Genomic DNA, 22,056 nt, shown 5'->3' on the forward strand with positions numbered 1-22,056 from the left:
TGGTGGGCCTCCCGCTCACTTCCACAGGGTAGCGACGCCGAATCCAGCAGCCATGAGCCCCATGCCGATGAGGATGTTCCAGTCACCCAGGTTGCTGATACCGGGGATCTGATTACCTGCGATGTAGTAGACGATCAGCCACAACACTCCGAGTAAAAAGAGGGGGACGAAGACCTTCGGGACCCATGAGCGATCAACCGGTGCAGCCTTTTTTTCGGCTCGTCGTTCGTCCATTGTGGCCCGGTTCTTGGCCTGGGCCTTCTTCTTGGCTTGCGGTCTGACCTTCGATTCGGGCACGGTGACTACTCCTGGGGTTCGAGGACACGCCCACCGAGCGTGATGGAACAAGTCTTGCTTGACTAGCCTAGAGGACGATCGCCAATTCCGGCGACACGGGTCAGCCTGTGAGGAGGGGACGATGAGCGACGACAACGACCCTGATGACGTCCGTCCCGACGACGCATCCGTCGATATCGACGAGGATAGGTCGCAGGCTACGACAGACCCCTCTATTCAGGACGTCCGTTCGGATTCGCGGCACCCTCGTCTAGCTAGATCCGCCAGCGTGATTGTCATGGCCCTGGCTGGTCTCATGATGACGACGGCTGCTATCAATTCACGCGGTCACGATCTTCGGCCCGAGCGTGATACCGACATGGCCACCCTGGTGCGTAGCCAGGCCAGTCACAACGCCGCCTTGCAGAAGGAGGCAGCCGGTCTGCGGGCGCAGGTGGAAGACCTTTCCAAAGCTAATCAGACTCCGGGCGTCACGTCCTCGGTCATCTCGTCGGCGTCGGCTTTAGCGCCGTCCGTTGGTTTGGAAGCTGTCAGTGGTAAAGCCCTGCGCGTCACGCTCGACGACGCGCCCCTCAGCGAGAATCCGGATGGGGTCGACGCCAACATGCTGGTCGTCCACCAGCAGGACATCCAGATGGTTGTCAACACCTTGTGGTCTGGGGGAGCAGAGGCCATGACCATTCAGGGGCAGCGAGTCATCTCCACCACAGCCGTGAAATGCGTCGGTAATACCGTGGTCCTGCATGGCGTGGCCTACGCTCCTCCCTACGTCATCGAGGCGATCGGGGACCTCAACGCCATGCAGAAAGCTCTCGACACCTCTGAAGCGGTGCGCATTTACAAGGAATACGTGAGTGCTTACCAGCTCGGGTGGTCGGTGGAGAGAGCTGGCCAAGTCACCATGCCTGCCTACACCGGCGCCGTTGCTGTGAGTCACGCCACGCCGCGTTGAGCCGGGCAATTTAGCGGACGCTGTGGTGTGGGGACATCGAAGCCCCCGCTAGCGCCAGCCAGATGAGCCCGCCGATGAGCGCATCGGGCTTCAGCGGCCCGACGACGAACTAGTCGTGGGTACTGCAGTCGTCGGGGCCGGCGGGACCGGTGCGATTGACGACGAGGACGGTTCCTCGGAAGGAGCGGAGTTCGTCGGTGGCTCGCGAGTAGGCTCTGGGGCTGGCGGTGCCACGGCAACGAGCACCTTGATGGCCGTTGACCTGTTAGCAATAGCCCCATAATCTGGATCCTGGCCAAAGACCGTTCCTGGAGCAGCAGAGGACGTCACCTGACGCTCCACCGAGATGGAGAATCCGCTTGATCCAGCGGCCGAATTAGCCTCTTCGACGCTCATACCCTTAAGGTTCGGCACCACCGACTTGCCGGTGGCGATCGTCAAGGTGACCTGCTGATCTGGGGTCAGTGTCGTTCCGGCTCCCGGGCTGACAGCATCAACGGCGCCAGCTTTCGCCGAATTCGGCTCAGTCTTGGGGTCGTCGTTGGTTACCTTTATCTGGCTATCAGAGAACCCGGCATCCTTAAGGGCTTTAAGGGCGTCGTTCTTAGGCAATCCGACGATATTGCGCGGGATCGTTAGCTGCTTCGGGCCATCGTTAACCGTGATCTTCACGTCGCTACCGGCAGGAACCTTCTCGTTAGCAGCTGGGCTTTGCGAGACGACCTGGTTGGCGGTCGCCTGGTCCCTTTGAACGTGGTCGACCTGGACCTTCAGACCGGCATTTTCCAGGGTTGAGGTTGCCCCCTGTTGGCTCAAACCGGTGACGGCTGGAACTTTGACCATCTTCACCGTTCTGGATGGCGTAGGAGCCGGAGAGGGCTGCGAGGACGAACTAAGGATCTTATGTAATCCGAACCCGAGCAGGGCGAGCAGCACCACTACTACGATCGTGACGACGATAACCGGCCAACGTTTACGATGCGGCTCTTCAGGCTCCTGGGGACTTTCAGCGCTAGCAGGGCTGGACTCGTCTTGCTGAGCAGCAGTGGCAGGGATGGGATCGGTTGCAGCGGCTGGAATAAGGTGAGTCTGCTCCTCGGTATCAGCCTCAGAATCGGCGTAATTCTGCATCGCAAAAGGTTCGCGTCCCGAGAGTAGGCGATCAATGTCGTCACGCATCTGCTTGGCAGTCTGGTAACGATCCGCCGGGTCCTTGGCGAGCGCTTTGAGGGTGATTGCGTCCATCTGATGGGTGATCTCAGCGTCCAGGGAGGACGGTGGGGCCGGGACTTCGCGGACGTGCTGGTAGGCCACCGAGACGGGGGAGTCACCGATAAACGGTGGGCGCCCGACCAGCAGCTCATAGAGAAGGCAGCCGGTGGCATAGATATCAGCGCGATTGTCGACGGTCTCGCCGCGGGCTTGCTCAGGGGATAGGTACTGGGCCGTGCCTATGACGGCGGCCGTTTGGGTCATGGTGGCGGAGGTGTCGGCGACCGCTCGTGCGATACCGAAGTCCATGACCTTGACGTAGCCCTCGCGGGTGAGCATGACGTTAGCTGGTTTGATGTCGCGGTGGACAATGCCGGCGGCGTGGGAGTAGCTCAGCGCATCGAGCACACCTTGAGTGAACTCCAGGGCACGCCGGGGGAGGATCTTGCGACCGTCACGTAGCACGTCGCGCAGGGTGTGACCGTCAATGAGCTCCATGACGATAAACGGCACCGGCAGGCCGGTAGCCGGGTCTTTCGTTTCACCTGTGTCGTACACGGCGGCGATATTGGGGTGATTAAGCCGCGCAGCCGACTGCGCCTCGCGCTGGAACCTCGCTTGGAAGGTGTCGTCGCTGGCGAGGTCAGTGCGCAGCTTCTTGACCGCGACGTCGCGGCCGAGGCGGTGGTCGCGGGCCTTCCAGACATCGGCCATGCCGCCACGACCGATGAGATTCTGCAGCTCGTAACGCCCGGAGAGCCAACTCTCAGCGCTCATTGAGGGATCTCCTTTGTGTTGACGTAGTGGGTTGTTTGTCTGCTTGTCATCTCATCGCCTCGATGACATCTCTAGCGATGGGAGCCGCGAGTCGGCCTCCTGAGACTTCATTGATGGCGGTGTCCGAAGATTGGATGAAGACCGCTACTGCGACGTGCGGGTTGTCCGACCATCCGACGAACCACGCATAGGGGGCCTTACCTTTTACCGTCTGGGCGGTGCCGGTCTTACCGCCGACGGTGGTCCCATTAATGCGCGCCCTCTTGCCAGTGCCATTGTTGACCACCGAGGCCATCATCGCCTTCAGCTGCTCGGCCGACTCCTTTGTCATCGGTTGAGACATCTGCTTCGGGTGATGTTCGGAGACTACCTGCAGGTTTGATGCTCTCACCTGCGCGGTGAGGTAAGGGGTCATGAGTTTGCCGCCATTGGCGATGCCGGCAGTCACCATGGCCATTTGCAGCGGAGAGGCTGCGACGTCGTACTGGCCGATGGAGCTCTGCGCCAACTGCGCATCGGTGAGGTTCTGCGGGAATCTTGATGCGGCTGAGGACACATCGGAGTTGACAACCTTGCCAAACCCGAATCGCTCAGCCTGATCTCGGATCTTGTCTTGGCCCAGGCTCACGCCAACTTTACCGAAGGCGGTATTGCACGAGATGTCAAGGGCGTGGGCCAAGGTGATCCTGCTGCCCCCACAGTTGGTCTCGTTCGTCAGCGGGGTGCGAGTGCCCGGCAGGATCCAATTTTCCGGTGAGTCGACCATGGAATTCGGGTGGTACCCGTTCTGGAGAGCTGCCGCGGCGGTCACCAGTTTGAATGTTGACCCCGGAGGGTAGATTTCTCGGGTCGCGCGGTTCGTCAGCGGAGACGACGGGTCCGCAACGAGGTTCTTCCATGCTCGGGTGGTGTCATTGAGGTGGTGGGAGGCAAGCTCGTTGGGATCATAGGAGGGGGACGACGCCATAGCCAGCACCGCGCCGGTGGTGTAGTCCAATGCGACGACAGCGCCCTTCTTTCCCTTGAGTCCGTCCCACGCGGCATCCTGTGCTTTGGCGTTAATCGTCGTGGTGATAGAGCCGCCTTCAGGTTTGTGGCCAGATAAGGTGCCGGTGATGCGAGAGAGCCATTGGGCATCGGAGGTTCCGGTGAGCTGGGCGTTCTGGGTCTGCTCCAGCATGGATCGCCCGTAGTAGTAGGAGTAATACCCGGTGATGGGTGCGTACTTCGGCCCCGATAGGTACACACGCTGATAGGCGAACTTGCCATTGCTTGACGTCGTGGTGGCGATCGGTCTCGAACCGACGAGGATATTGCCGCGGTTCTGGGAGAACTCCGCGTCACGCACCCGGACGTTGTGGGGATCGTTGTTGAGACTGGCCTGCCGGAACATAGCCGAACCTGTGAGGTTGACCATGAGGGCCAGGAACATCAGCCCGGCGAGCAAAGAGACTGCGCGAATTTGTCTATTCATCGCGTGCCTCCGGTGATGGCCTGTTGCGGATCAGGTGCCGGGACGGTGGCGGTGAAGTCGTCGGCAGGCTTTCGGTTCCGGTGTGAGACGATCATGATGATCGCAACGATGACCCAGTTTGCGATCAACGAAGAACCACCTTGACTCATAAATGGCGTTGTCAGACCGGTCAATGGTAGAAGGCGGGTGACGCCACCGATGATGGCGAAGACCTGCAGGGCGAGGGTGAAGGACAAGCCAGCGACCATAAGCTTGCCGAAGTCATCACGGCAACCGAGGCTGGTGCGCATTCCGCGGGCGGTAAGGATGAAGAAGAGCACGATGACGGCCATGAGGCCGGTGACGCCGAGTTCCTCACCTATGGATGTAGCGATGAAGTCACTCCACGCTAGCGGAACCATGCCGGGGCGTCCTAACCCCCAGCCGCGTCCGGCTAATCCTCCCCAGGCGAGCCCGAATTGTGCCTGGATGATTTGGTAGTTCTGGGTGTAGTTGCTGAATGGGTGCAGCCATGAGTCGAAGCGAACTCGTACGTGGCCGAAGCAGGTATACGCCAGCACAGCGCCGCCGAGGAAGCTCACCGCCCCTAGTATGGCCCATCCGACTCGTTCGGTGGTGATGTACAGCATCACGACGAACATGCCGTAGAACAGCATTCCGGTGCCCAGGTCGTTCTGGTAGACGATGACGAGCATCGTTGCTACCCACATAATGGCAATTGGCCCGAGGTCGCGGGTGCGCGGCAGAGTGATTCCAAGGATCTTGTGCCCGGCGCGGGAAAGGACGTCACGATTGTCGACGAGGTAGCCAGCAAAAGCGATAGCGAGCACGACCTTTGATACTTCGGCTGGCTGGAAGGTGTAGGAGCCAACGTGGATCCACACCCGCGACCCCAACGTCGCCATGCCCAGGCCCGGCACCAAGGGCAGCATGAGGAAAACCAGGCCCACAATGAACAGTACATACGGGTAGCGCTGCAAGTTGCGGTGGTCGCGCAGGATGAGCAGCGTCGCGACGAAGAGGACAATACCCAAAGCCGTCCACAAAGCCTGGGCATCCATGCGGTGATAGTGCGGATCAGGAATGTAGTCGATGCGATGGATCATCGCTAGCCCGAGCCCATTGAGAGTGAAGACGATAGGCAGGATTACCGGGTCAGCGTAGGGAATGACGATCCTCACGAAAATATGCGCGACGATAGCCACCGCCAGCCACACGCCGCCGACGGTTGTCCACGTATCTGGCAGCACGTGGTTGATGTTGAGCTCGGTGAGAACCCATCCGCCGAAGCCGATAGCCCAGGCGATGAGGAGCATGAAGAGTTCCGTCCAGCGCCTCTTGGCCTGGATGACGACGGTGCCGTCATCAAATTCCTGTCCGATACTCATTGGCAATCCCCCGAAGTGACGGCCGGGAGGTCGACTTCATGGCCTGCGGCGCTCGGTGAGGGCATAGCGGAAGTTGGCGTCGGCATGGCCGGGGTTGGTACAGCGGACGGCTGGGGAGTGTGATGGGCGTTCGCGGTGGGTCCGCTGGCGGAAGGTTGCGGGGGTGTTGAGGGGGGCGTCGCGGGTTTAGTAGGAGGTGGCGCAGTGGCAGCCTCCCTTATTACCTTGCACTGTTGAGCCCCAGTACGCAGTTCAGCAACTGTGGCGTGGGCTGAATCCATGGACGAGACCCTTATATTCCCCAAGACGCGGTCTCGGTAATAGCGGGGAAGATCAGCAGTTTTGATGTTGGTTTTCTCGGTGACGTGAGATAGCTGAATCCAGGCTAAATTGTCGGGTGATCCTTGGTAGATGGCTACTGTGTCGTCGTCGGTACCAACGTAGTACTGGGTGTTGAGGTAGGCGCGAGCGCCAAAAATGCCGCCGACTACCACAGCGACGAAGGCCAAGATGACGACGGGCCACAACCAATGGCGGCGGTGACGGGTCATGGAGTCAACGGGGGCGTAGCGCATCGACTCTTCAGCCTCGGAGTCGAACAATACGGTTGACTTGCCGTCATTGTTTGTCGCGGATGCCGGTTGATCGAGGGGCAGTGGGGCGGTGACCTCATGCTCGGGTACTTTGCGGGTCGTTGCTGCGCCAATGATGTGTGGTTCGGAAGCGTCCAGGTTGGGGTCGGCCTCAACGACCTCGGCGACGACGATGGTGATGTTGTCAGTGCCGCCGCCAGCATGGGCGTCTGTTGTGAGCAGATCGACGACGTCGTCGAGGTTGGTGGTGTTGAGGTGCTCGCCGATCGTATCGTCGTTAACCAGACCGCATAGTCCGTCGGAGCAGAAGAGAATGCGGTCACCCAAACGAAGATCCACGATCTGAGTGTCCGGGATGTGCTGAGGCTGACCATTAAGCACCTTGAGCAGGAGGGACCGGTGCGGGTGAACAGCGGCCTCCTCGGGAGTAATCCGCCCATCGTCAATAAGAGACTGCACCCAGGAATGATCGTGAGTCATCCGCTTCATCCGGCCTTGACGCAGCAAATAGCCACGGGAGTCGCCGATGTGAACGATGCCAAGCTGGGTACCAGAGAACATCGCGCCACAGAAGGTCGTTCCCATCCCTTCAAGGGAGGAGTCCCATGCGACGAGATCCGCCAGTTCGTCGTTGGCGTCGGCTACCGCACCGGAAAGAACGGTGAGCATCTCCTCACCTTGGGGGCGAGCTGGTGAGCCCTCGCCGGAGAACCTTCGGTCGGCCTTAGCAACATGGCGTACCGCGACGGTCGAGGCAAGGTCACCCGCGGCTGCGCCTCCCATGCCGTCAGCGACGACGAGCATCCTCGGGGAGACGTATCCCGAGTCTTGATTATTGCGTCGGACCAGACCGATTTCGGAGTGGCATCGAATATCGAGGGAAAAGGCCATTGCTCATCGCCTACCGGTGACGGTCATGGTGGTCCTGCCAATTCGCACCTCGTCCCCCACCGACAGGCGCGTCGGATTCTCGATGCGCTCACCGTTGACATGGGTGCCGTTGGTCGAGGCCAGATCCTCAACGAACCATGCGCCGTCGATCCCTGGGCTGAACTCGGCATGGTGGGTGGAGGCGTAGTCGTCGTCGATCGGTAGGGTGCAGTCGGTGCCGCGCCCTACCGTGACGCCGTTGGCTAGCGGAACAAAGGTGCCAGCTCGACTCCCCGAAATGACCTGCAGGCCGGTTGGTATTGGGGCAGGCTCACGACGACGAGTTCTGCGGCCTTTACTGCGTCGTCCGGTTTCCACGGCGGCTTCTCCAGCATTGCGAGGAACCCGGTGACCGTAGATATCGGTACGAATGACATTGGTGACAAACAGGATGAAGATCCACAATATCGCCAGATAAGCGATGCGTAATAGTGTGACGAGAAATTCGCTCACGATCAGATCCTCGTCGGCGAGTGGACCAGCATCCTCGTTGAGCCGATCTCGATGCGTGACCCGTCGCCAAGTTCGGTGCTGGTGACCTTGACGCCATTGACCGTCACCCCATTGGTGGAGTCGAGGTCCTCAATGGACAAACCAATGTCGTTGCCCTGGGGCCAGACGTTGATACGAGCATGGAGGCGAGAGATACCCGGATCGTTGATGCGGATGTCGGCGTCAGACCCACGGCCAATCGTCAGTCCCGGAGGGGTGAGGGGATGGCGCACCCCGTCGACTTCCAGCACGAGCGGTGCACGCCGATCTGAGACGGCCTTTGCGTGGTTTTCCCCGGTGAGGACGGTGAACTTACCCACTGGAAGGGCGTCGTCTAAGTCGTACCGAATGTGGATAGGCCCGTTGAACACGTAGTGACGTTCACTGGCGTGGTCGCGCAGGGTTGGGATGATCTCGGCGTTAAGGGTCTTGGTGTAGGGGACTAGACGCTCGTAATCACGGCTGGACAAGCGGACGACGAAATCGTTCGGGACCAGTGACTTGTCGCGGGACAGGATTTGCGCCTCGGAGTCGAGCTCGCGCTGCAGCCGACCAGCGATCTCCACCGGTTCAACCTCGCCACGGAAGGCGCGTGCGAAGACGCCGCTGACGGCACCTTCGATCGACTTCTCGACTTTGTCCAGGAATCCCACCCGGCTCCTCCTTCCGGCTACATGTCGGGTTCGGCGCCCGTTTCACACGGGCAACCCCCCATGCGAGTGTACCCAGAAGGTTTGACGGCGCCGCGTGGAGACCGTGTTCCGCGTGGCGTGTGGGTGGGCCGAACACGTTCTCGGATACGCTACGCGCCGTAGAGAACCGGCTCAGTGGTGACTCCGCCCAACATTGAACATGAGGTCGAGCCATGCCTCGCCGATCTTTGCGCCGGCGTGGTCGGCAAGGACCTCGGCGACATACTCCCGTTGGATCCGACGCAGCGGTGCGTCAGCCATGCCCTGGGCCAGGGCGCTCGACAATTCGCCGGCGGCAGGGTACCCGCACCGCGACAAGATGTCAGCTGCCGCAGGGGTGTCGGCGTAAGCGGCTGCGGGCAGGCCGGCGCCAGCGGCGTCGAGGATTCGGGAGGCCAGATCCTCCTTGCGGGTCATGACGAGGGCCAACTCGCTCTGGTTCATAACCGTGTTTTCGGATCCAGCTGGGTGAATACCGACGTCGCGGCGGGCTGCCACTGCCGAGCGGGCTCTGGATTCATCGTCAAGGCAGATCTCCAAGGACCAGCCGGGCACAACTTGGCAGGCGTGGTCGAAGGCGAGGAGAGCGTCGGCAAGCTGCTCATCGGTGCACGGGCCAAGTAGGGCAATTCGGTTGGGGCGGTCGCCAGGGGCCGGACCGCCGCCAGTCGCCGGGACGCCGATGGAATGCACCGGGACGCCGAGGTGTTCCCAAGGTTCGGTCTGGGGGTTAGGGGTGACGACAACGTCAACAATTTCCGCAAGCTTGTCAGGAGCGTCGTCAGGGTCGGTGGCGAGCAGGACGACGACGGGGCGGTCCGACTGGGCTTGAAGGCCGACGATCTCGTCAAGACGACGGGGATCAGTAACGATGAGTGCGCACTGGTGGTCGAGGCTCTCAACGAGTTCGTGGCGCGCCGTCCCCTGACGGTGACGTGACCATTTCGCTAGCACCTTGTGTGCCGGGGCAGGCATTGACGAAGCGGTGTCCTCGGATCCCTCGATCGGGAGCTGTGACACATCGATTCCCCGCCGGGAGAACTCGTTGGTGAGATCGGCGACGAGACGGCCAGGGCGGCCCTCGCCTGCGGCGGTCACCATGACGATGCGGCGGAAGCCGCGGGTGACATGGGTTGCCCGGTTGATGGTCTTGGCCAGGCCGAGATTGAGGTGCATGGTGTTTATTCTGCCGCGCGAGGGGGCTCATGAGAGGGGGCTCATGAGGGGCCGCACCGTTTCAGTTCGATAGTTACGCGAGGTGTTCGGAGGCCCACAGCCAGGCGCGTAATCGACTTGCCCGCTCGCGCTGAAACTCGCGGAATTGCGGCATTCCAGCGGGGTCGGGATTGCGGCATTCGCGTTCTGAGAGCCCCAAAATGGCGACGAGAAAGTCGACGATAGGTTCGACTGCTGGTCCGCCGTGAGTGGATGGGGAGAACTCAGCCGCGACGCGCTTAACTAGGTCATCGGCGCGATTCCATCGCGGGGCGTCAATTGGATCGGTGTGAATGATGTCGACGATGAGTCCTGCAGCGTCGACCCATGCCGGGCCGATCACGGCATGGGACCAATCAACGAGAACAGTTCCGCTAGTGCGCAAAAGCACGTTGTCGGATCGAACCGCGTTATGGATAACGGTGTCACCGTAAGCGTGGCGGGCGAGCCGCTCGACGCGTCCGGCGAGGTCGGGTAGGCGCTCGATGAGCCAGGGGTCGAGGTCGGTGGGGGTGTCGGCCATGAACTGTTCCCACACCGAGGGGGTGTTTTGCAGGCGTGCCGAAAATGGTTCCCACTGCTGGTGGAAATCGGCCGTCACTTCAGTCAGCCGGGACAGCGAAGCAAGGGTGGTGTCGATGTCCTCATCTGACCAGGGCAGGTCGGGGTGGGGGCCCTCGATGTCGGAGGTGACCATGCCTACCCATCCATCGACGTCGATGCGACCAAGTAGGCGCGGGGCGGGCGCGGTGTCGGGGAGGAGCGACAGCAGGGTGGCTTCGCGACGGTTGAGGCTGGGGATGGCCTCATTGATGGCTGGATGGCCAATTTTGACGAAGGCATGAGAACCATCGGCGGTGACGACTCGCGATGCCACGCCAGGAGTGGTGCCGTGGGTCTGGACGTGATCGACGGAGACCGGGGACCCCAGAATTTCGGCGACTCGATGGTGAACCGAATCGGGCAGTTGATCCCAGCGGACTCGTGATGGTTTCATGGACGCCTCCTCGTGCCCTTAGCCCATACTTTAGTTCACGACGTGGCCGTCGTGGCGATACCTAGGTTCGGAAGTGCAACACCGTCTAGCGTGTGAGTGTTCAAGTCGTTACGTGGAGGGGTTTGCTTCCTTGCGTTTAGGGTACCGGCTTGCCGGTCCGGTCGATCGCCACCGGTAATGGACCAGCATTCGCCAACCACTATCTCTGTCTGGATGCTCTCGGTATCCCCAAGCTGACCTGGATAAGGTTTGTCGCGAGATCAACACTCGCCCCCGGGCCTGCCTAAATGGATGCATGGTTGCTGACATGTTCGACGAACATATTGACTAACTCCGGTTATCATCAACACCACCTGCACCCGTCGTAATCCCAACGAGAACTTAAGGTGACGACGGGAGAGACCGAAGTTGCCAGCGATGGGTCGCATTTGCACATCCCGGTATTTCGTGGTCCTTGGGTCGATCGGGTGATTTTCGTCGAATCGGATCGTGTGGCGGTCGAGATGGCCAAACTGCGTCCATACCTTGTCTTGATCAACGCTAAGTCTCCTTGGGTGTATAGATGAGGGCGGTCTAGTTCTGGGTGGTGGTGTTAGTTGTCGTAGTGGTGTGGTGGTGGGGTGAGGGCGTTGAGGTGTGCTAGTTGTTCGGGGTTGGTGTTGTAGAAGTCGCGGTGTTCTCGGTAGGCGTCGGCTGCCAGGATATTGCGCCATATTTGGGCTTGTTCGTCCCAGTTGGGGTCGGTGATGTTGGCTTGGGGGAGTTGGATGTGGCGGTGGTGGAGTTCTTCGGCGAGTCGCAGATGTACGAGGGCGTAGTCGTATCGGTGGTAGTCGATGTTGATTTTGGTTTTTCCGGCCCAGATTTTGTAGCGGTGGCCACCGATGTCGAATCGGGTGATGTCGGTGAATCGGATTTGGTGATAGAAGAAGGGTCCGAATCGGGTCCAGATTTTGTCGTAGTCGACGCCGTATCTGCGGAGTGTGACGTCGCTGAGAATCCAGACGGGCGTTCCGAGAAAGAAAATGAAGCAAAACCATCCTCCGATGCTGTCCCTGATTCCGTCGGAATTACTCAGGAATATTGACAGCATGCCCCAGGTGATCTCTGCTGTGAGGGGTAGCCATACTGGGACTAGGCCTCTGGCTTGGGAGAATACGCGCGGGTGGTGTGGGTCCCAGCCCATGACGCGTAGTGCTTCTTGGACTCGGTAGGCTCCTTCGGCGGGTAGTTCGAGTGATGCGTCATCGTTGGGGCCGAATTCGCGTGGCCCGGCGCTGTTGTCTATAAACATGATTTGGAGTTATATGGAGGTGTGTAGCCCAGGGAAGCTGGTGTGGGCTGCGTTTCCTAGGGTGTGGGCTGTCTTCTTGCTGAAACCATCAGCAAAATCATGGGGATCCTGGCCATTCATAGCGGTGGAGATTTCCTGGGTGGTGGCGTCGGCAATCGCGCCCCTCACTAGCTCGTGGCCAAACGTGGAAAACTGCTGCTTCACCCCCATCGTATCCGTCAGCAGCGCGGGCCCGCGCTTGAAGCAGCCATTATTGAAACTGATGTTTGGCCGCGCCATTGCGTTCCCTCGTGCTGACAAGACCACCCCGAAGATAGCGTTGCCATTGGCCTGAGCCAGACCGCTCGCACTGAAATGCTTATCATGAGACATGGCAGTATCCATGATGTATTGCGTGTTGGAGGCGGCGAAATTGGATGCTGCCGAACCCGCGAAGTGATGTATGTACATGGTTTCGAGCGCATCGAGATCCCCACTCTTGGCGGCCAGCTTCAGAGCGTTGTTGGCGGCAGTGTTGGCGTTGAGTATTCCCTTCAGCCCGGTCTGGGCGAATCTCACCTCATCGCGAACGCTGAACTTGGTGATGGCTGCTGCGGCGGTGTCGGAGTGTTTCAAAACCTGGGTGCCAACAAGGTTGGTGGTGCCTGCCCCGACACCTCCCACGACAAACCCGATGAGGGCTTCTTTGCTGACTGTTCCCCAATTTACATCCCCGGTTGCGTATTTCTGGGAGCTAGCGGAAAAGCCGCCTGAGATGAGTCCCCCGGAAATGGCCGCGGCTAGGAGGGGTCCTCCTACGCCCGTGGCCGCTACGGCGATACCGCCGATGACGAGGCCGGCACCGATCAGGAAGTCCCGGGAGAGGATCCGGTCTTTGTGGGTGGCCCACCAGTGGCTGATCGGATCGGTGATGTGATGCACGAGTGTGCTGACGGAGTTGGCGACGTAGTGTGCGAGTGTGCCGATGGGGTGGGTGAGGAGTGCCAGTTGGTCGTCGGTGACGGGGTGGGTCCCGAGAGGATCGGTGAGGGTGAGGGGGTTGTTGTTGGCGTAGTCGTAGGGGTTGTTGGCCCATAGCGCGCCGGCGGGCGGGGTTAACGGGTCAGGAGACAAGAAGGTGGTGGTAGTTGGGTCGTAGAGGCGCGCCCCCACCAAGGGTGACCATCAACCACTAGCGTGTTCCCGGCCATCCTGATCGTCTCGGGGACACCCTCAATAGTGGCCGTGGCGGGCTGGTAAGGGTTGTCAGGGTCGGTCGGCATGACCTCACGCCATAGGTTGGTATCGCCGATGGGTGTGGCGCCGAGGATGCGTCCTCCTGGTAGGGGAAGCACAGGATGACCATCAATCGAGGTGGGAGCCCCGGTTACAAGGTCCCAGTCCACTCGCACCTGCTGGTCCCCAGTGGTGATACGACTGGCGCGCCCCAATGCATCGACGTGAGTCGATAAGGTCGTGGAGTCGGTGGTGATGCCAGACAGCCAACCTCGCCCATCCCAGGAGTAACGCTCCTCCTGGCCGTCTGGGCTGGTCGCACTGACGCGCCGTCCCGCCGCGTCATAGCGATACTGGGTGGCAGTGGCATGCCCGTTTGCACGCGTACACGTCTGTGTCAGGTGGCCTTCCTAGTCCCAGGTGAAGGTGGTGTCGGTTCCGGAGGTGGCGTGGCTGGTGAGCCGGCCATAGGCGTCGTGAGTCCAGGTATGTTGTGTGCAGGGCCCCGTCGCGCTGATGAGTGACCCAGCCTCGTTGTAGCCGTAACTCCAACGCCCTGATGGCCCCTCTATCCCGGTAACCCGTCCCTGAACATCACGGGCGACACGCGTGACGCGCCCATCGTGGACATACCCACACACCAGGCCGCCATCATGATCCCAGTGGTCGTGATGGTCGGGGGTGGTGACGTCGGTGAGTCGTCCGGCACTATCCCACGCCAGACTCGCCGCGCCTAAGGCGGAATGAGTAATACGGGTGGGTAGCCCATCGCCCCGGTAGGTATATGACACGGTGGCGCGCGTGTCGTCGGCGCGGGTCAGACGACCCTCACTATCCCAGTCCCAGTGGTGGCGGCCGATGACCTTACCGTCACCGTCAGTGGTGGTGTGGTCGCAAACAAGCCCGCGCGCATCGACACTGATGGTGTGGTGCAGAGGGGCCGCAGGGTCGGTGTGGTCGTCGATGTGAAGCTGGCGAGCCTCAAGGTCCCACCACTTGCGGGTAGAGACCTGACCGTCAATGGTGACTGTTTCTGTCCCGCCGCGCGTGTCGTAGCTGGTCGTGATGCCATCAGGGCCGGTGTGGCTGGTGAGACGCCCGGCTGGGTTCCAGGTGTAATGGTGGGTTCCGCCGGCGGGATCGGTGGATTCGACGATCTGGTCGAGCTGGTTGTATCGATAGGTGGTCAGCGCGGCGGCGTTGGTGGTGGTGACCAGTCGTCCGCGTTTGTCCCAGGTGTAGCGGTGGACTTGGCCGGCAGCATCGACTGCCGTGATGAGGCGGCCAGCGGTGTTGTAACGGAAGTGCCGGGTTCCGGTGACCGGATCCCAGGTGCGTGTGGGCCGTCCGCACACGTCATAGTCAGCGGTGAAGGTGACGACTTCGCCGGCACGTGTTTCGATGAGCCGACCTACAGGATCCCAGCTGTATTTGGCGGTAACCCCGGTGGGGTCGATGATGCCAGTTAGTCGGGAATCGGCATCGTAAAGGTAGCGGGTAACCGCGCCGGTCGGATCGGTTGTGCTAGCCAAGCGCCCAGCTGCGTCGTAGGAGTAGCGCTCTTGCAGCCCGGAGGGGCTCGTGATGGCGGACAGGTGTCCTACCCGGTCATAGTCGAACCGGGTGAGTGCGCCGGAGGGGTCGGTGAGCACGGCTGGCAGACCAGCTGTGTTGTAATCGATGCGGCTCATCGCACCAAAAACATCGGTGCTTGAGACGATGCGCCCGTAGTCATCGAACTGATCGGCGGCTATCACCCGACCCGCAGCATTCGTGACCTGAGCCTGGTGAGCGGTGGTAGTGGCGTGCAGACTCACCCCGGTGGGGTCGGTCAGCGAGGTCAGTTCTCCGATGATGTTGTAGGAGGCGTGCCAGTGGGCCCCATCTGGGTCTTTCACTGCGCACAGCCGGGCCATCGCGTCACGCAGGAATCCCCAGCTGGCTCCGTCAGGTAGCCCTATTCCCGTCAGATCCCCCACCTCGTCATACGACAGTGTCGTCGTGGCGCCGGTTGGGTCTGTGACCGTGGTGATCTGGCCATCGGGGCCCCAGGCGTAACGGGTGCATCCACCGTCAGGGGCAGTGGACGCCTCAAGGCGGCCGGCATCATCGTAGTCGTAACTCCAACAGGCTCCGTCCGGGTCGGTACGCTCAACGAGGCGGCCTGCCTCGTCATAGGCCAGCTCGGTGCGATACCCCAACGGGGTGAGGATCTGGCTGATCTGTCCAGCCTCATCGTGGTTGAACCGCCACGTGGCGCCAACCCCATTCGTAATGGCCATAACCTGGCCATACTCGTCGTAGTCGACACTGATGCTCGCGCCGGTAGCATCGACCAGTTGGCGCAGTAGACCCCGATTCCACGACATCGTCAGGGTGGTGGCGTGGGCATCGGCGAGGCGCACGGGTGTGCGTTCGGTGCCCTGGTAATCCAGGCGCACCCGGAGCGTGCCACCACTTGAGATCGTCGTGAGCCGGTCAGCCTCGTCCCAGCCGTAATCGATAACCCCACCGGTGGGCAATGTGGTGCGGGCGCAATGGCCCCGCCCGTCATAGGTGTGACGGATAACCTTGCCCGCACGATCAGTAGCGCTGACGAGGTTGCCGTAGCGGTCATACAGCATGGAGGTGCGCTGCCCGTCGGCATCGATGATCCCCACCGTGCGACCCCGGGCATCACTAATCCACGTATTGCAATGATGCCCCTGTCCGTCATCAGCGACGGTTACCCCGCCAGGAAGATACGTGAACCGTGTCAGGTGTCCTGTGGCATCCCGCTGGGTGCGGATCCTTCCGGCCTCATCAAAAGTGTTGACGCACTGGGCCACACCAGACGCATCGATAACCTGGCTGAGTAGCCAGCCGTCCCATTGGTAGCGGTGAACCCCGTCAGGACGGGTCACCTCTACCAGTCGACCGTGGGAATCGTAGGCATAGCTTACGCTACGGCCATCACTGGCCACGGCCTTAGCCAGACGACCCTGCGCGTAGAACAGATCCACCGACCGGCCCCACTCGGAGTGCATAGAAATGGCCATGCCATCACGGCGTTCGATCCATATCCCATCACCCGCTCCGGAGGTCGAACCCACCCAGGCGCCCTCAGCGGTGAAGATCAGCCGGCTACCAGTGTTGTCGGCAACGATCCACACGGGCCCAGCCACGGTAGCGCCCTGAACACCAGCTAGATCAGCAGCATCGCCGCGTGAAATCCACACATTGTCTTGGGCGGCCCGCCATGGTCCTTCGACAGTGTGGCAGCCCTCAGCAGTGGGGGAGCCGCTGGCGCCATTGCGGCCCGTGAGCGGGAAAACGATCTCGCGGCCGTCATCGCGCACCCAACGCGCCTGCTCATCAGTGACGATCAAACGCTGATCCAGAATGGTCGACCAGCCAGGCCCTAACACCCCACACGCCTCGGGCTCATCGTAGGCGGCAGCCAGCGTCGAGTTATACATCCGGGAGATCGCCAGCCCCTGGCTCGGCCCGCCAAAGACCACATCCGTTTCCGGGAGCACGAAGTTCCCGGTTGCCGAGTTCACCGGGTCCTCGATGTAACCAGTGGCAGGATCAATCCCACTCAAGGTGGGCGAGGACACCTGAATATCTGCCCGCGTCACACTCACCCCAGCGGCCCGCAACCCGGCCTCCAACGCCACATCGGCCAATATCACCGATCCGGAGCCGCCAGCGGCAGCAAATGCACGGCCCACTGCCTCCAACCACGCCACATCAGCGTTGTTGAGGCCCATCCACCGCTGGTACTGGCCAAACAAGCCCCCCACAGTCAATGATCCATACTGGCAACTCGCGCAGAAGTGCTCGTACAGTGCTTCCAGCGCCGACGCGGGCATCAACCCCCGATTTGCTCCATGAATCAGCCGGGCCCCACCGGTCAGGTTCACCGGAACCGCGAAATCAAACTTGACGGGATTTTGGTAATCACCCACGCCACTCGTATCAGACACGGAAACCTCACATTACATACACAACACTCTCACAATACAGACACAACACAGATGGTAGATAACCCCGCACTTGTGAATCTAGATGCTGCCTGGCGTTATGTCCCCCGAGCAACTCGTGGACGTGGTGGAAACTCAGAGCGCTGCCCCCGAGCCATGCATCGTCCTGATCGATGATGCGCACCTGGTTGCCGACGACAGTCAGGTCTTGGCACGAGTGCTGGCCCTTCCGGACTCGCCTTTGCTGTTTAATCGTGGCTGGGCGTAATAATGATCTGCGCACCCTGTACAGCCACTGGACGGGGCAGATCCGTAAGTCCCGGCTGGGAGTCCTGCTAGTGCCAGATGCTGATTATGACGGGGACCTGCTGGATGTACGTCTGCCGAGACACCCGGCGGCGACGGTCAACAAGGGAACATTGAAATACTCCCTCACCTATCGCACTATCAAGCAGCCGCTGAGCGGAGACGTCCTCGAGGTGGTCACGTCGGCCCGTTCCTGCCCTGATGCTACGTGGGATGGCACTGCCAAAGTTGTGCCGCATAGTCCGGCGCTCACTTCGATTGATGCCAAATGTGGGTGGACGATCACGCTGAAGACTCTCCCACAGGAGGAGCCGGTGACCGTCACGGCGAAATTCCCAGCGACGGAAGCGGCGATCAGCAATCAGGCAAACCTGCAGACTTGGCTGCAAAATCAGCAGCAAGCTACCGACAAGGCACTGAACAATGACGCTGTTACCTCAACTGCGTACTCTTTGCAACGGTTGCAAACGATGCGGATCAAGATACCCCCGCGGGTCAAGGAAAAATCCGCGATCCCGGTGACGATCTTGGGCACCTGGCCGGGTGGTGAAAATGAGATGACGCCGATCTACACCACGCCTTTCAGCTCAAATCCGACGAGCATCCTCACCGACATCACAGGAGGTAAGTTGGAGAACGTTCGGCTCACGGATCGTTGTTCGGGTGCAGTGTCTATTACCCCGGACGGTCACGACGTGAGTGCTCTGCATCCGGCTTCGTGCAGCATCGGTGCAGAGATCGGGAATTATCAGGTGCAGGAGAGCCCGATTACCATTGTTGCCGGTGGATCGTGACGGCGTCTGTTGAAAATGAAGTTAGTGGTCTTTGGGAAAGGTTCCCACGGGCATTGTTGTTGGTATTGATCTGAGAAGCCGTGGCGATTGTGGGAAGCTGGCCGAACCTGATTCCGTAGTGGCTGGGGGATTGCGGCCAAGATGTGACGCAAGTTCGTACGAGGCTCTGTGCGGTATCTTGAATTGTGTTATATCGAGGAGTTCTCCATGACTGCCGGTTGGCATATCCTCGTGCAGTCGAGGAACTGCGTCATCGCCACTTCGCACGTCATGAGACTGCCATCACTGATGTCGGCGGCTCGCCAGGTTGGGCCGTGAGCGCCACGCTCAAACCTGAAGGCACAGGTCTCCCGTTCATGATTTAATATGGGCTATGTTCAATCTGCCGCGCCCGGTGAGGTGCTGTTTGGTGGTTCTGCTTGCTCCTGTTGTCATGGGCGCGGCGAAATTCAACTACGGTATGGAGATTAGAGATGAGGATCACGTCCGCTCCACGTTCGTATACGGTGTCTCTAGAGCAGATCTAGAGGAGGCAGGGAAGAAACCCTCAGATTTCTCCGATTGCGACAAGACGTTCGATGTGTCTGCCTCCGAAAAGCAACACGGCGTAAAAGCTGAGTTCGTCGAGGACAAGGAATACGTTGGCTGCAAATTCACGATGACCACCACTGCAGATGACGCGCGGGGCGCTGGATTGGGATTGACTTTTGATGCGGACAAGGTGTCACTATCTATTGGTAGGAAGTTTTTCGAGGATGCTCGGCTTGATAAAATCAAGGTAGGTGCCTTTAAAGTCTCGGTGACGTTCCCTGGTAAGGTGATCAGCCACTCGGGTTCAAGCAGTGTTGACGGCAATACTGTCACGTGGACCGATATCAAGGACTCTACATCAGGATTGAAGGCTGTGGGCGAGCGACCTACCGGTGCTGCGACGGCGGGACCGTCATTCTGGAAGGGCTTCGGGAGACATGGCATCAGAGGGGGGATCATTGGCCTCATTGCGGGTATTGCCTCCTACTTTGGTAATAAGCGACGTGCGAAGAAAAAGCGGGCGAAGTCTGGCGGGGCAACTGCGACCGCGCAGTACCCGGGATACGGGCAGCCGCAGCCCCAAGAATGGCAGGCTCCGGGTCAGAACGGTCACCAGTATGGGGAATCGATGAATTCCGGGGGCAACCAACCTTATATGCAGGATGGTCGTTACATCGGGGACCCGTGGAATGCAAATTCGACGAACACTTCAGGGTTTAACGAGAAACCCAATCCAAGATAGGTGCGCACCCGGGGCGGTGCTCGCCCCGGTGTGGTCTGTGGTAATTCCCTGTGATGAATCGTTGAGTTGTGTCGGCTTCTATGCCGCAGGTGAGTAGGGTTCGGGTTCGTCCACCAGTGATAGCGGATCTAACAGGGTATTCTCTGCGTAGTTGACGTGCCCTGTTGCGATTTTCTGGTGGATCTTGCTTTTCTCGCGGCTTTCGAAGTTTCCTTTCGCTGCTTGATGTTTGGTTTACTGCTAGCGTAGCCACGTTTTGGGGACGATGTGGTGCCACCATTTGGGTTCGACGGGTTCGTGGCTGAAGGCCCACGACCAAGCATTAAGGATAGTGCGATTCGTGTAGTCGAATATGTCAACATAGTTTGATCCAGTTATCCTGCTTGTGTCATCCGCATGATTTATGCGGGTGTAGGATATGGTTTCAGTGCTGTAGATGCGCACAAATTCTACTGACTGTATTGCGTAAATCGGTTTTAGGATATTCAAGAGGAATGGCTCGATCATTTGAATTTTCAGGTGTGTATCCGGAATGTAGTCATATTCGGATGGCTTAAATAACAGATCTCCTGGCTTGCCGATGCATTTAGAATCGACATAAATTTCGGACCATTTGCCTATAACGAGCGGTCCGATTTCCGAAAGGCTAATGATTCTGTACGGTGCTTCTACTTCTTCGGTTCCATTGATTTTTCACCTGTTCGTCGATGATAAGTATTTGATTTCCGCCTCCGGGCAATCGGGCCAAGGTGTCTGAGTCTTCGATGGCTTTAACGGGTTGCTCGTCGACTATGCCCTCGCAGTAGTATATTCCGGATTCGGGATTTTTGTGGGTGGATGGTGCAGCGTCTCTTGTAGCTGTTGTGACTTCCGGCAGGTCAAGGTTGGTCTCAGTAGGGGAGTAGTGACTCGTCGCGTGGTGTGTGACTGCGGCTAGCGTAGCCATGTTTTGGGGACGATGTGGTGCCACCATTTGGGTTCGACGGGTTCGTGGCTGAAGGCCCACGACCAAGCATTAAGGATAGTGCGATTCGTGTAGTCGAATATGTCAACATAGTTTGATCCAGTTATCCTGCTTGTGTCATCCGCATCATTTATGCAGGTGTAGGATATGGTCTCAGTGCTATAGATGCGCACAAATTTTACTGACTGTATTGCGTAAATCGGTTTTTGGATACTTAAGAGGAATGGCTCGATCATTTGAATTTTCAGTTGCGTATCTGGAATGTAGTCGTATTTGGATGGCTTAAATGACAGATCTCCTAGCCTTCCGATGCATTTAGAACCGACGTAAATTTGGGACCATTTTCCTAGCACGAGCGGTCCGATTTCCGAAAGGCCAATGATTCTGTACGGTGCTTCTATTTCTTCGTTTTCCATTGATTTTTCACCTGTTCGTCGGTGATGAGTATTTGGTTTCCGCCTCCGGGTAATTGGCCTAAGGTGTCTGAGTCTTCGATGGCTTTGACGGGTTGCACTCCGGCTGCACCTTCGTAGAACGGCGCGAATCGAGGTATTTCGAGTTTTGTTACATTTTCAGCAGTATTCCTCCATTGGGGGGCAAGTGCCAAGTCGAGTTGAGTTTGGAGGGGTCCTGCTGGTCGTGTCCGGGACACGTAGCTGCCGACCTCGTAGTCTGGATTACTCCAGCTACGGTAGGTTGTGATGGGTTTTATGGCGATCTTGCTTTTGAATGTGGCTCCACGGAATGATGTTGCCTGACTTAGGTTTAACTGGCCATTTCTGTGGTATCGTGCGAGGAAGGTTGTTGGCTCTTTCCTAACTCCAAGGGTTGTGTTATGGGGTCCGAAGTGTCCGGTGGGTATTGAGTCTGGGAGTGTGTCGTATGTTTTTCCTCCTATCGTGGCGGTGATGCCTCCGAAGGCGGCACCGCTGAGTGTTTCTCCGCCTACTTGCTCTAGGTAGGTTTCGGCGTTGTGGGGCCCGGGTGATGTTATCCAGTGGTAGTTGCCCATCACGTAGCCTTGGGTTGCCGGCTTCTATCCCGCGGGAGAGGAGAGTTTGAGTTCCGGGACCTGCGATTTTGCCGGATATGGGGCCTGCGATGGGTTCCAGGACTCCCGATAAGACAGCCTCTCCGTAGTCGACGTGGCCGTGTGTAATCTGCTGGAAAACCATTTCACTTTCGGCGTTACCAATCCAGTGAGAGAGCAGCACTGTTTCATTGAG

General features: G+C 59.3%; 20 protein-coding genes and 1 pseudogene. 5 read left to right on the forward strand and 16 right to left on the reverse strand.

What is annotated here, in order from left to right; all coding sequences use genetic code 11:
• Positions 1–15: 15 nt before the first annotated feature.
• The gene (locus CPA42_RS01010) at positions 16–297 is read right to left on the reverse strand and encodes a cell division protein CrgA (protein WP_002517214.1); all 282 of its coding nucleotides are present in this window, start codon (positions 295–297) and stop codon (positions 16–18) included.
• 121 nt (positions 298–418) lie between these two features.
• Here CPA42_RS01010 and CPA42_RS01015 point away from each other — a divergent pair, with 121 nt between their 5' ends.
• Positions 419–1,249 (forward strand): DUF881 domain-containing protein, encoded by an 831-nt coding sequence (locus CPA42_RS01015; RefSeq protein ID WP_002517097.1) that lies wholly within the window; start codon positions 419–421, stop codon positions 1,247–1,249.
• A 90-nt stretch (positions 1,250–1,339) separates the two neighbouring features.
• Here CPA42_RS01015 and pknB read toward each other — a convergent pair whose 3' ends face one another.
• The 8 genes from pknB to CPA42_RS01055 all read right to left on the reverse strand — a co-directional run bounded on the left by pknB (position 1,340) and on the right by CPA42_RS01055 (position 11,019).
• Positions 1,340–3,238 carry a Stk1 family PASTA domain-containing Ser/Thr kinase gene (pknB, locus tag CPA42_RS01020; protein WP_002517196.1) on the reverse strand — a complete coding sequence of 633 codons (1,899 nt, stop codon included), beginning with the start codon at positions 3,236–3,238 and terminating at the stop codon, positions 1,340–1,342.
• Positions 3,239–3,284: 46 nt separating this feature from the next.
• Positions 3,285–4,712, reverse strand: a complete 1,428-nt coding sequence (locus tag CPA42_RS01025) for a peptidoglycan D,D-transpeptidase FtsI family protein (RefSeq protein ID WP_002517156.1) — start codon at positions 4,710–4,712, stop codon at positions 3,285–3,287.
• On the reverse strand, positions 4,709–6,100 hold the full coding sequence (locus CPA42_RS01030; RefSeq protein ID WP_002517049.1) for an FtsW/RodA/SpoVE family cell cycle protein: 1,392 nt from the start codon (positions 6,098–6,100) through the stop codon (positions 4,709–4,711). The genes CPA42_RS01025 and CPA42_RS01030 overlap by 4 nt, the downstream gene beginning before the upstream one ends.
• A complete protein-coding gene (locus CPA42_RS01035; RefSeq protein WP_002517157.1) occupies positions 6,097–7,584 on the reverse strand; it encodes a PP2C family protein-serine/threonine phosphatase in 1,488 nt (495 codons plus the stop codon). The genes CPA42_RS01030 and CPA42_RS01035 overlap by 4 nt, the downstream gene beginning before the upstream one ends.
• Before the next feature lie 3 nt (positions 7,585–7,587).
• The gene (locus CPA42_RS01040; protein ID WP_002517068.1) at positions 7,588–8,076 is read right to left on the reverse strand and encodes an FHA domain-containing protein FhaB/FipA; all 489 of its coding nucleotides are present in this window, start codon (positions 8,074–8,076) and stop codon (positions 7,588–7,590) included.
• A gap of 2 nt (positions 8,077–8,078) precedes the next feature.
• Positions 8,079–8,768: an FhaA domain-containing protein gene (locus CPA42_RS01045; RefSeq protein ID WP_002517207.1), complete on the reverse strand. Its 690-nt coding sequence runs from the start codon at positions 8,766–8,768 to the stop codon at positions 8,079–8,081.
• Positions 8,769–8,939: 171 nt separating this feature from the next.
• On the reverse strand, positions 8,940–9,983 hold the full coding sequence (locus CPA42_RS01050; RefSeq protein WP_002517080.1) for a hypothetical protein: 1,044 nt from the start codon (positions 9,981–9,983) through the stop codon (positions 8,940–8,942).
• 73 nt (positions 9,984–10,056) lie between these two features.
• On the reverse strand, positions 10,057–11,019 hold the full coding sequence (locus CPA42_RS01055; protein WP_002517168.1) for a phosphotransferase: 963 nt from the start codon (positions 11,017–11,019) through the stop codon (positions 10,057–10,059).
• Between the two features lie 386 nt (positions 11,020–11,405).
• On the opposite strand from CPA42_RS01055, the gene CPA42_RS01065 reads away from it, so the two are divergent.
• The gene (locus CPA42_RS01065) at positions 11,406–11,585 is read left to right on the forward strand and encodes a hypothetical protein (RefSeq protein ID WP_002517198.1); all 180 of its coding nucleotides are present in this window, start codon (positions 11,406–11,408) and stop codon (positions 11,583–11,585) included.
• Between the two features lie 26 nt (positions 11,586–11,611).
• Here CPA42_RS01065 and CPA42_RS01070 read toward each other — a convergent pair whose 3' ends face one another.
• The 3 genes from CPA42_RS01070 to CPA42_RS01080 all read right to left on the reverse strand — a co-directional run bounded on the left by CPA42_RS01070 (position 11,612) and on the right by CPA42_RS01080 (position 17,478).
• Positions 11,612–12,313 carry a hypothetical protein gene (locus CPA42_RS01070; protein ID WP_002517167.1) on the reverse strand — a complete coding sequence of 234 codons (702 nt, stop codon included), beginning with the start codon at positions 12,311–12,313 and terminating at the stop codon, positions 11,612–11,614.
• A gap of 9 nt (positions 12,314–12,322) precedes the next feature.
• Positions 12,323–13,426 (reverse strand): RHS repeat-associated core domain-containing protein, encoded by a 1,104-nt coding sequence (locus CPA42_RS01075; protein ID WP_075261053.1) that lies wholly within the window; start codon positions 13,424–13,426, stop codon positions 12,323–12,325.
• Positions 13,427–13,938: 512 nt separating this feature from the next.
• Entirely contained in the window at positions 13,939–17,478 is a 3,540-nt protein-coding gene (locus CPA42_RS01080) for a DUF6531 domain-containing protein (RefSeq protein WP_002525230.1), read from the reverse strand.
• Between the two features lie 100 nt (positions 17,479–17,578).
• On the opposite strand from CPA42_RS01080, the gene CPA42_RS01085 reads away from it, so the two are divergent.
• The 3 genes from CPA42_RS01085 to CPA42_RS01100 all read left to right on the forward strand — a co-directional run bounded on the left by CPA42_RS01085 (position 17,579) and on the right by CPA42_RS01100 (position 19,866).
• Positions 17,579–17,761, forward strand: coding sequence for a hypothetical protein (locus CPA42_RS01085; RefSeq protein ID WP_002517065.1), 183 nt, complete (start codon positions 17,579–17,581; stop codon positions 17,759–17,761).
• Positions 17,748–18,593, forward strand: a complete 846-nt coding sequence (locus tag CPA42_RS01090) for a hypothetical protein (RefSeq protein ID WP_002517141.1) — start codon at positions 17,748–17,750, stop codon at positions 18,591–18,593. The genes CPA42_RS01085 and CPA42_RS01090 overlap by 14 nt, the downstream gene beginning before the upstream one ends.
• Positions 18,594–18,966: 373 nt before the next feature.
• Positions 18,967–19,866, forward strand: coding sequence for an LppM family (lipo)protein (locus tag CPA42_RS01100; protein ID WP_023487481.1), 900 nt, complete (start codon positions 18,967–18,969; stop codon positions 19,864–19,866).
• Between the two features lie 240 nt (positions 19,867–20,106).
• Here the strand turns inward: CPA42_RS01100 and CPA42_RS13020 are convergent, their stop codons facing one another.
• The 4 genes and pseudogenes from CPA42_RS13020 to CPA42_RS12820 form a co-directional block, all read right to left on the reverse strand.
• Complete coding sequence (locus CPA42_RS13020; protein ID WP_032500898.1) at positions 20,107–20,556, reverse strand: hypothetical protein; 450 nt, start codon at positions 20,554–20,556, stop codon at positions 20,107–20,109.
• Entirely contained in the window at positions 20,513–20,812 is a 300-nt protein-coding gene (locus CPA42_RS13025) for a hypothetical protein (RefSeq protein ID WP_002518660.1), read from the reverse strand. The genes CPA42_RS13020 and CPA42_RS13025 overlap by 44 nt, the downstream gene beginning before the upstream one ends.
• Complete coding sequence (locus CPA42_RS01120; RefSeq protein ID WP_002518661.1) at positions 20,800–21,246, reverse strand: hypothetical protein; 447 nt, start codon at positions 21,244–21,246, stop codon at positions 20,800–20,802. The genes CPA42_RS13025 and CPA42_RS01120 overlap by 13 nt, the downstream gene beginning before the upstream one ends.
• Positions 21,228–22,017, reverse strand: a pseudogene (locus CPA42_RS12820) (hypothetical protein); the annotation flags it as partial. The gene CPA42_RS01120 and the pseudogene CPA42_RS12820, both read right to left, overlap by 19 nt.
• Positions 22,018–22,056 lie beyond the last annotated feature (39 nt).

Source organism: Cutibacterium acnes (assembly GCF_003030305.1).
GTDB classification, from domain to species: domain Bacteria; phylum Actinomycetota; class Actinomycetes; order Propionibacteriales; family Propionibacteriaceae; genus Cutibacterium; species Cutibacterium acnes.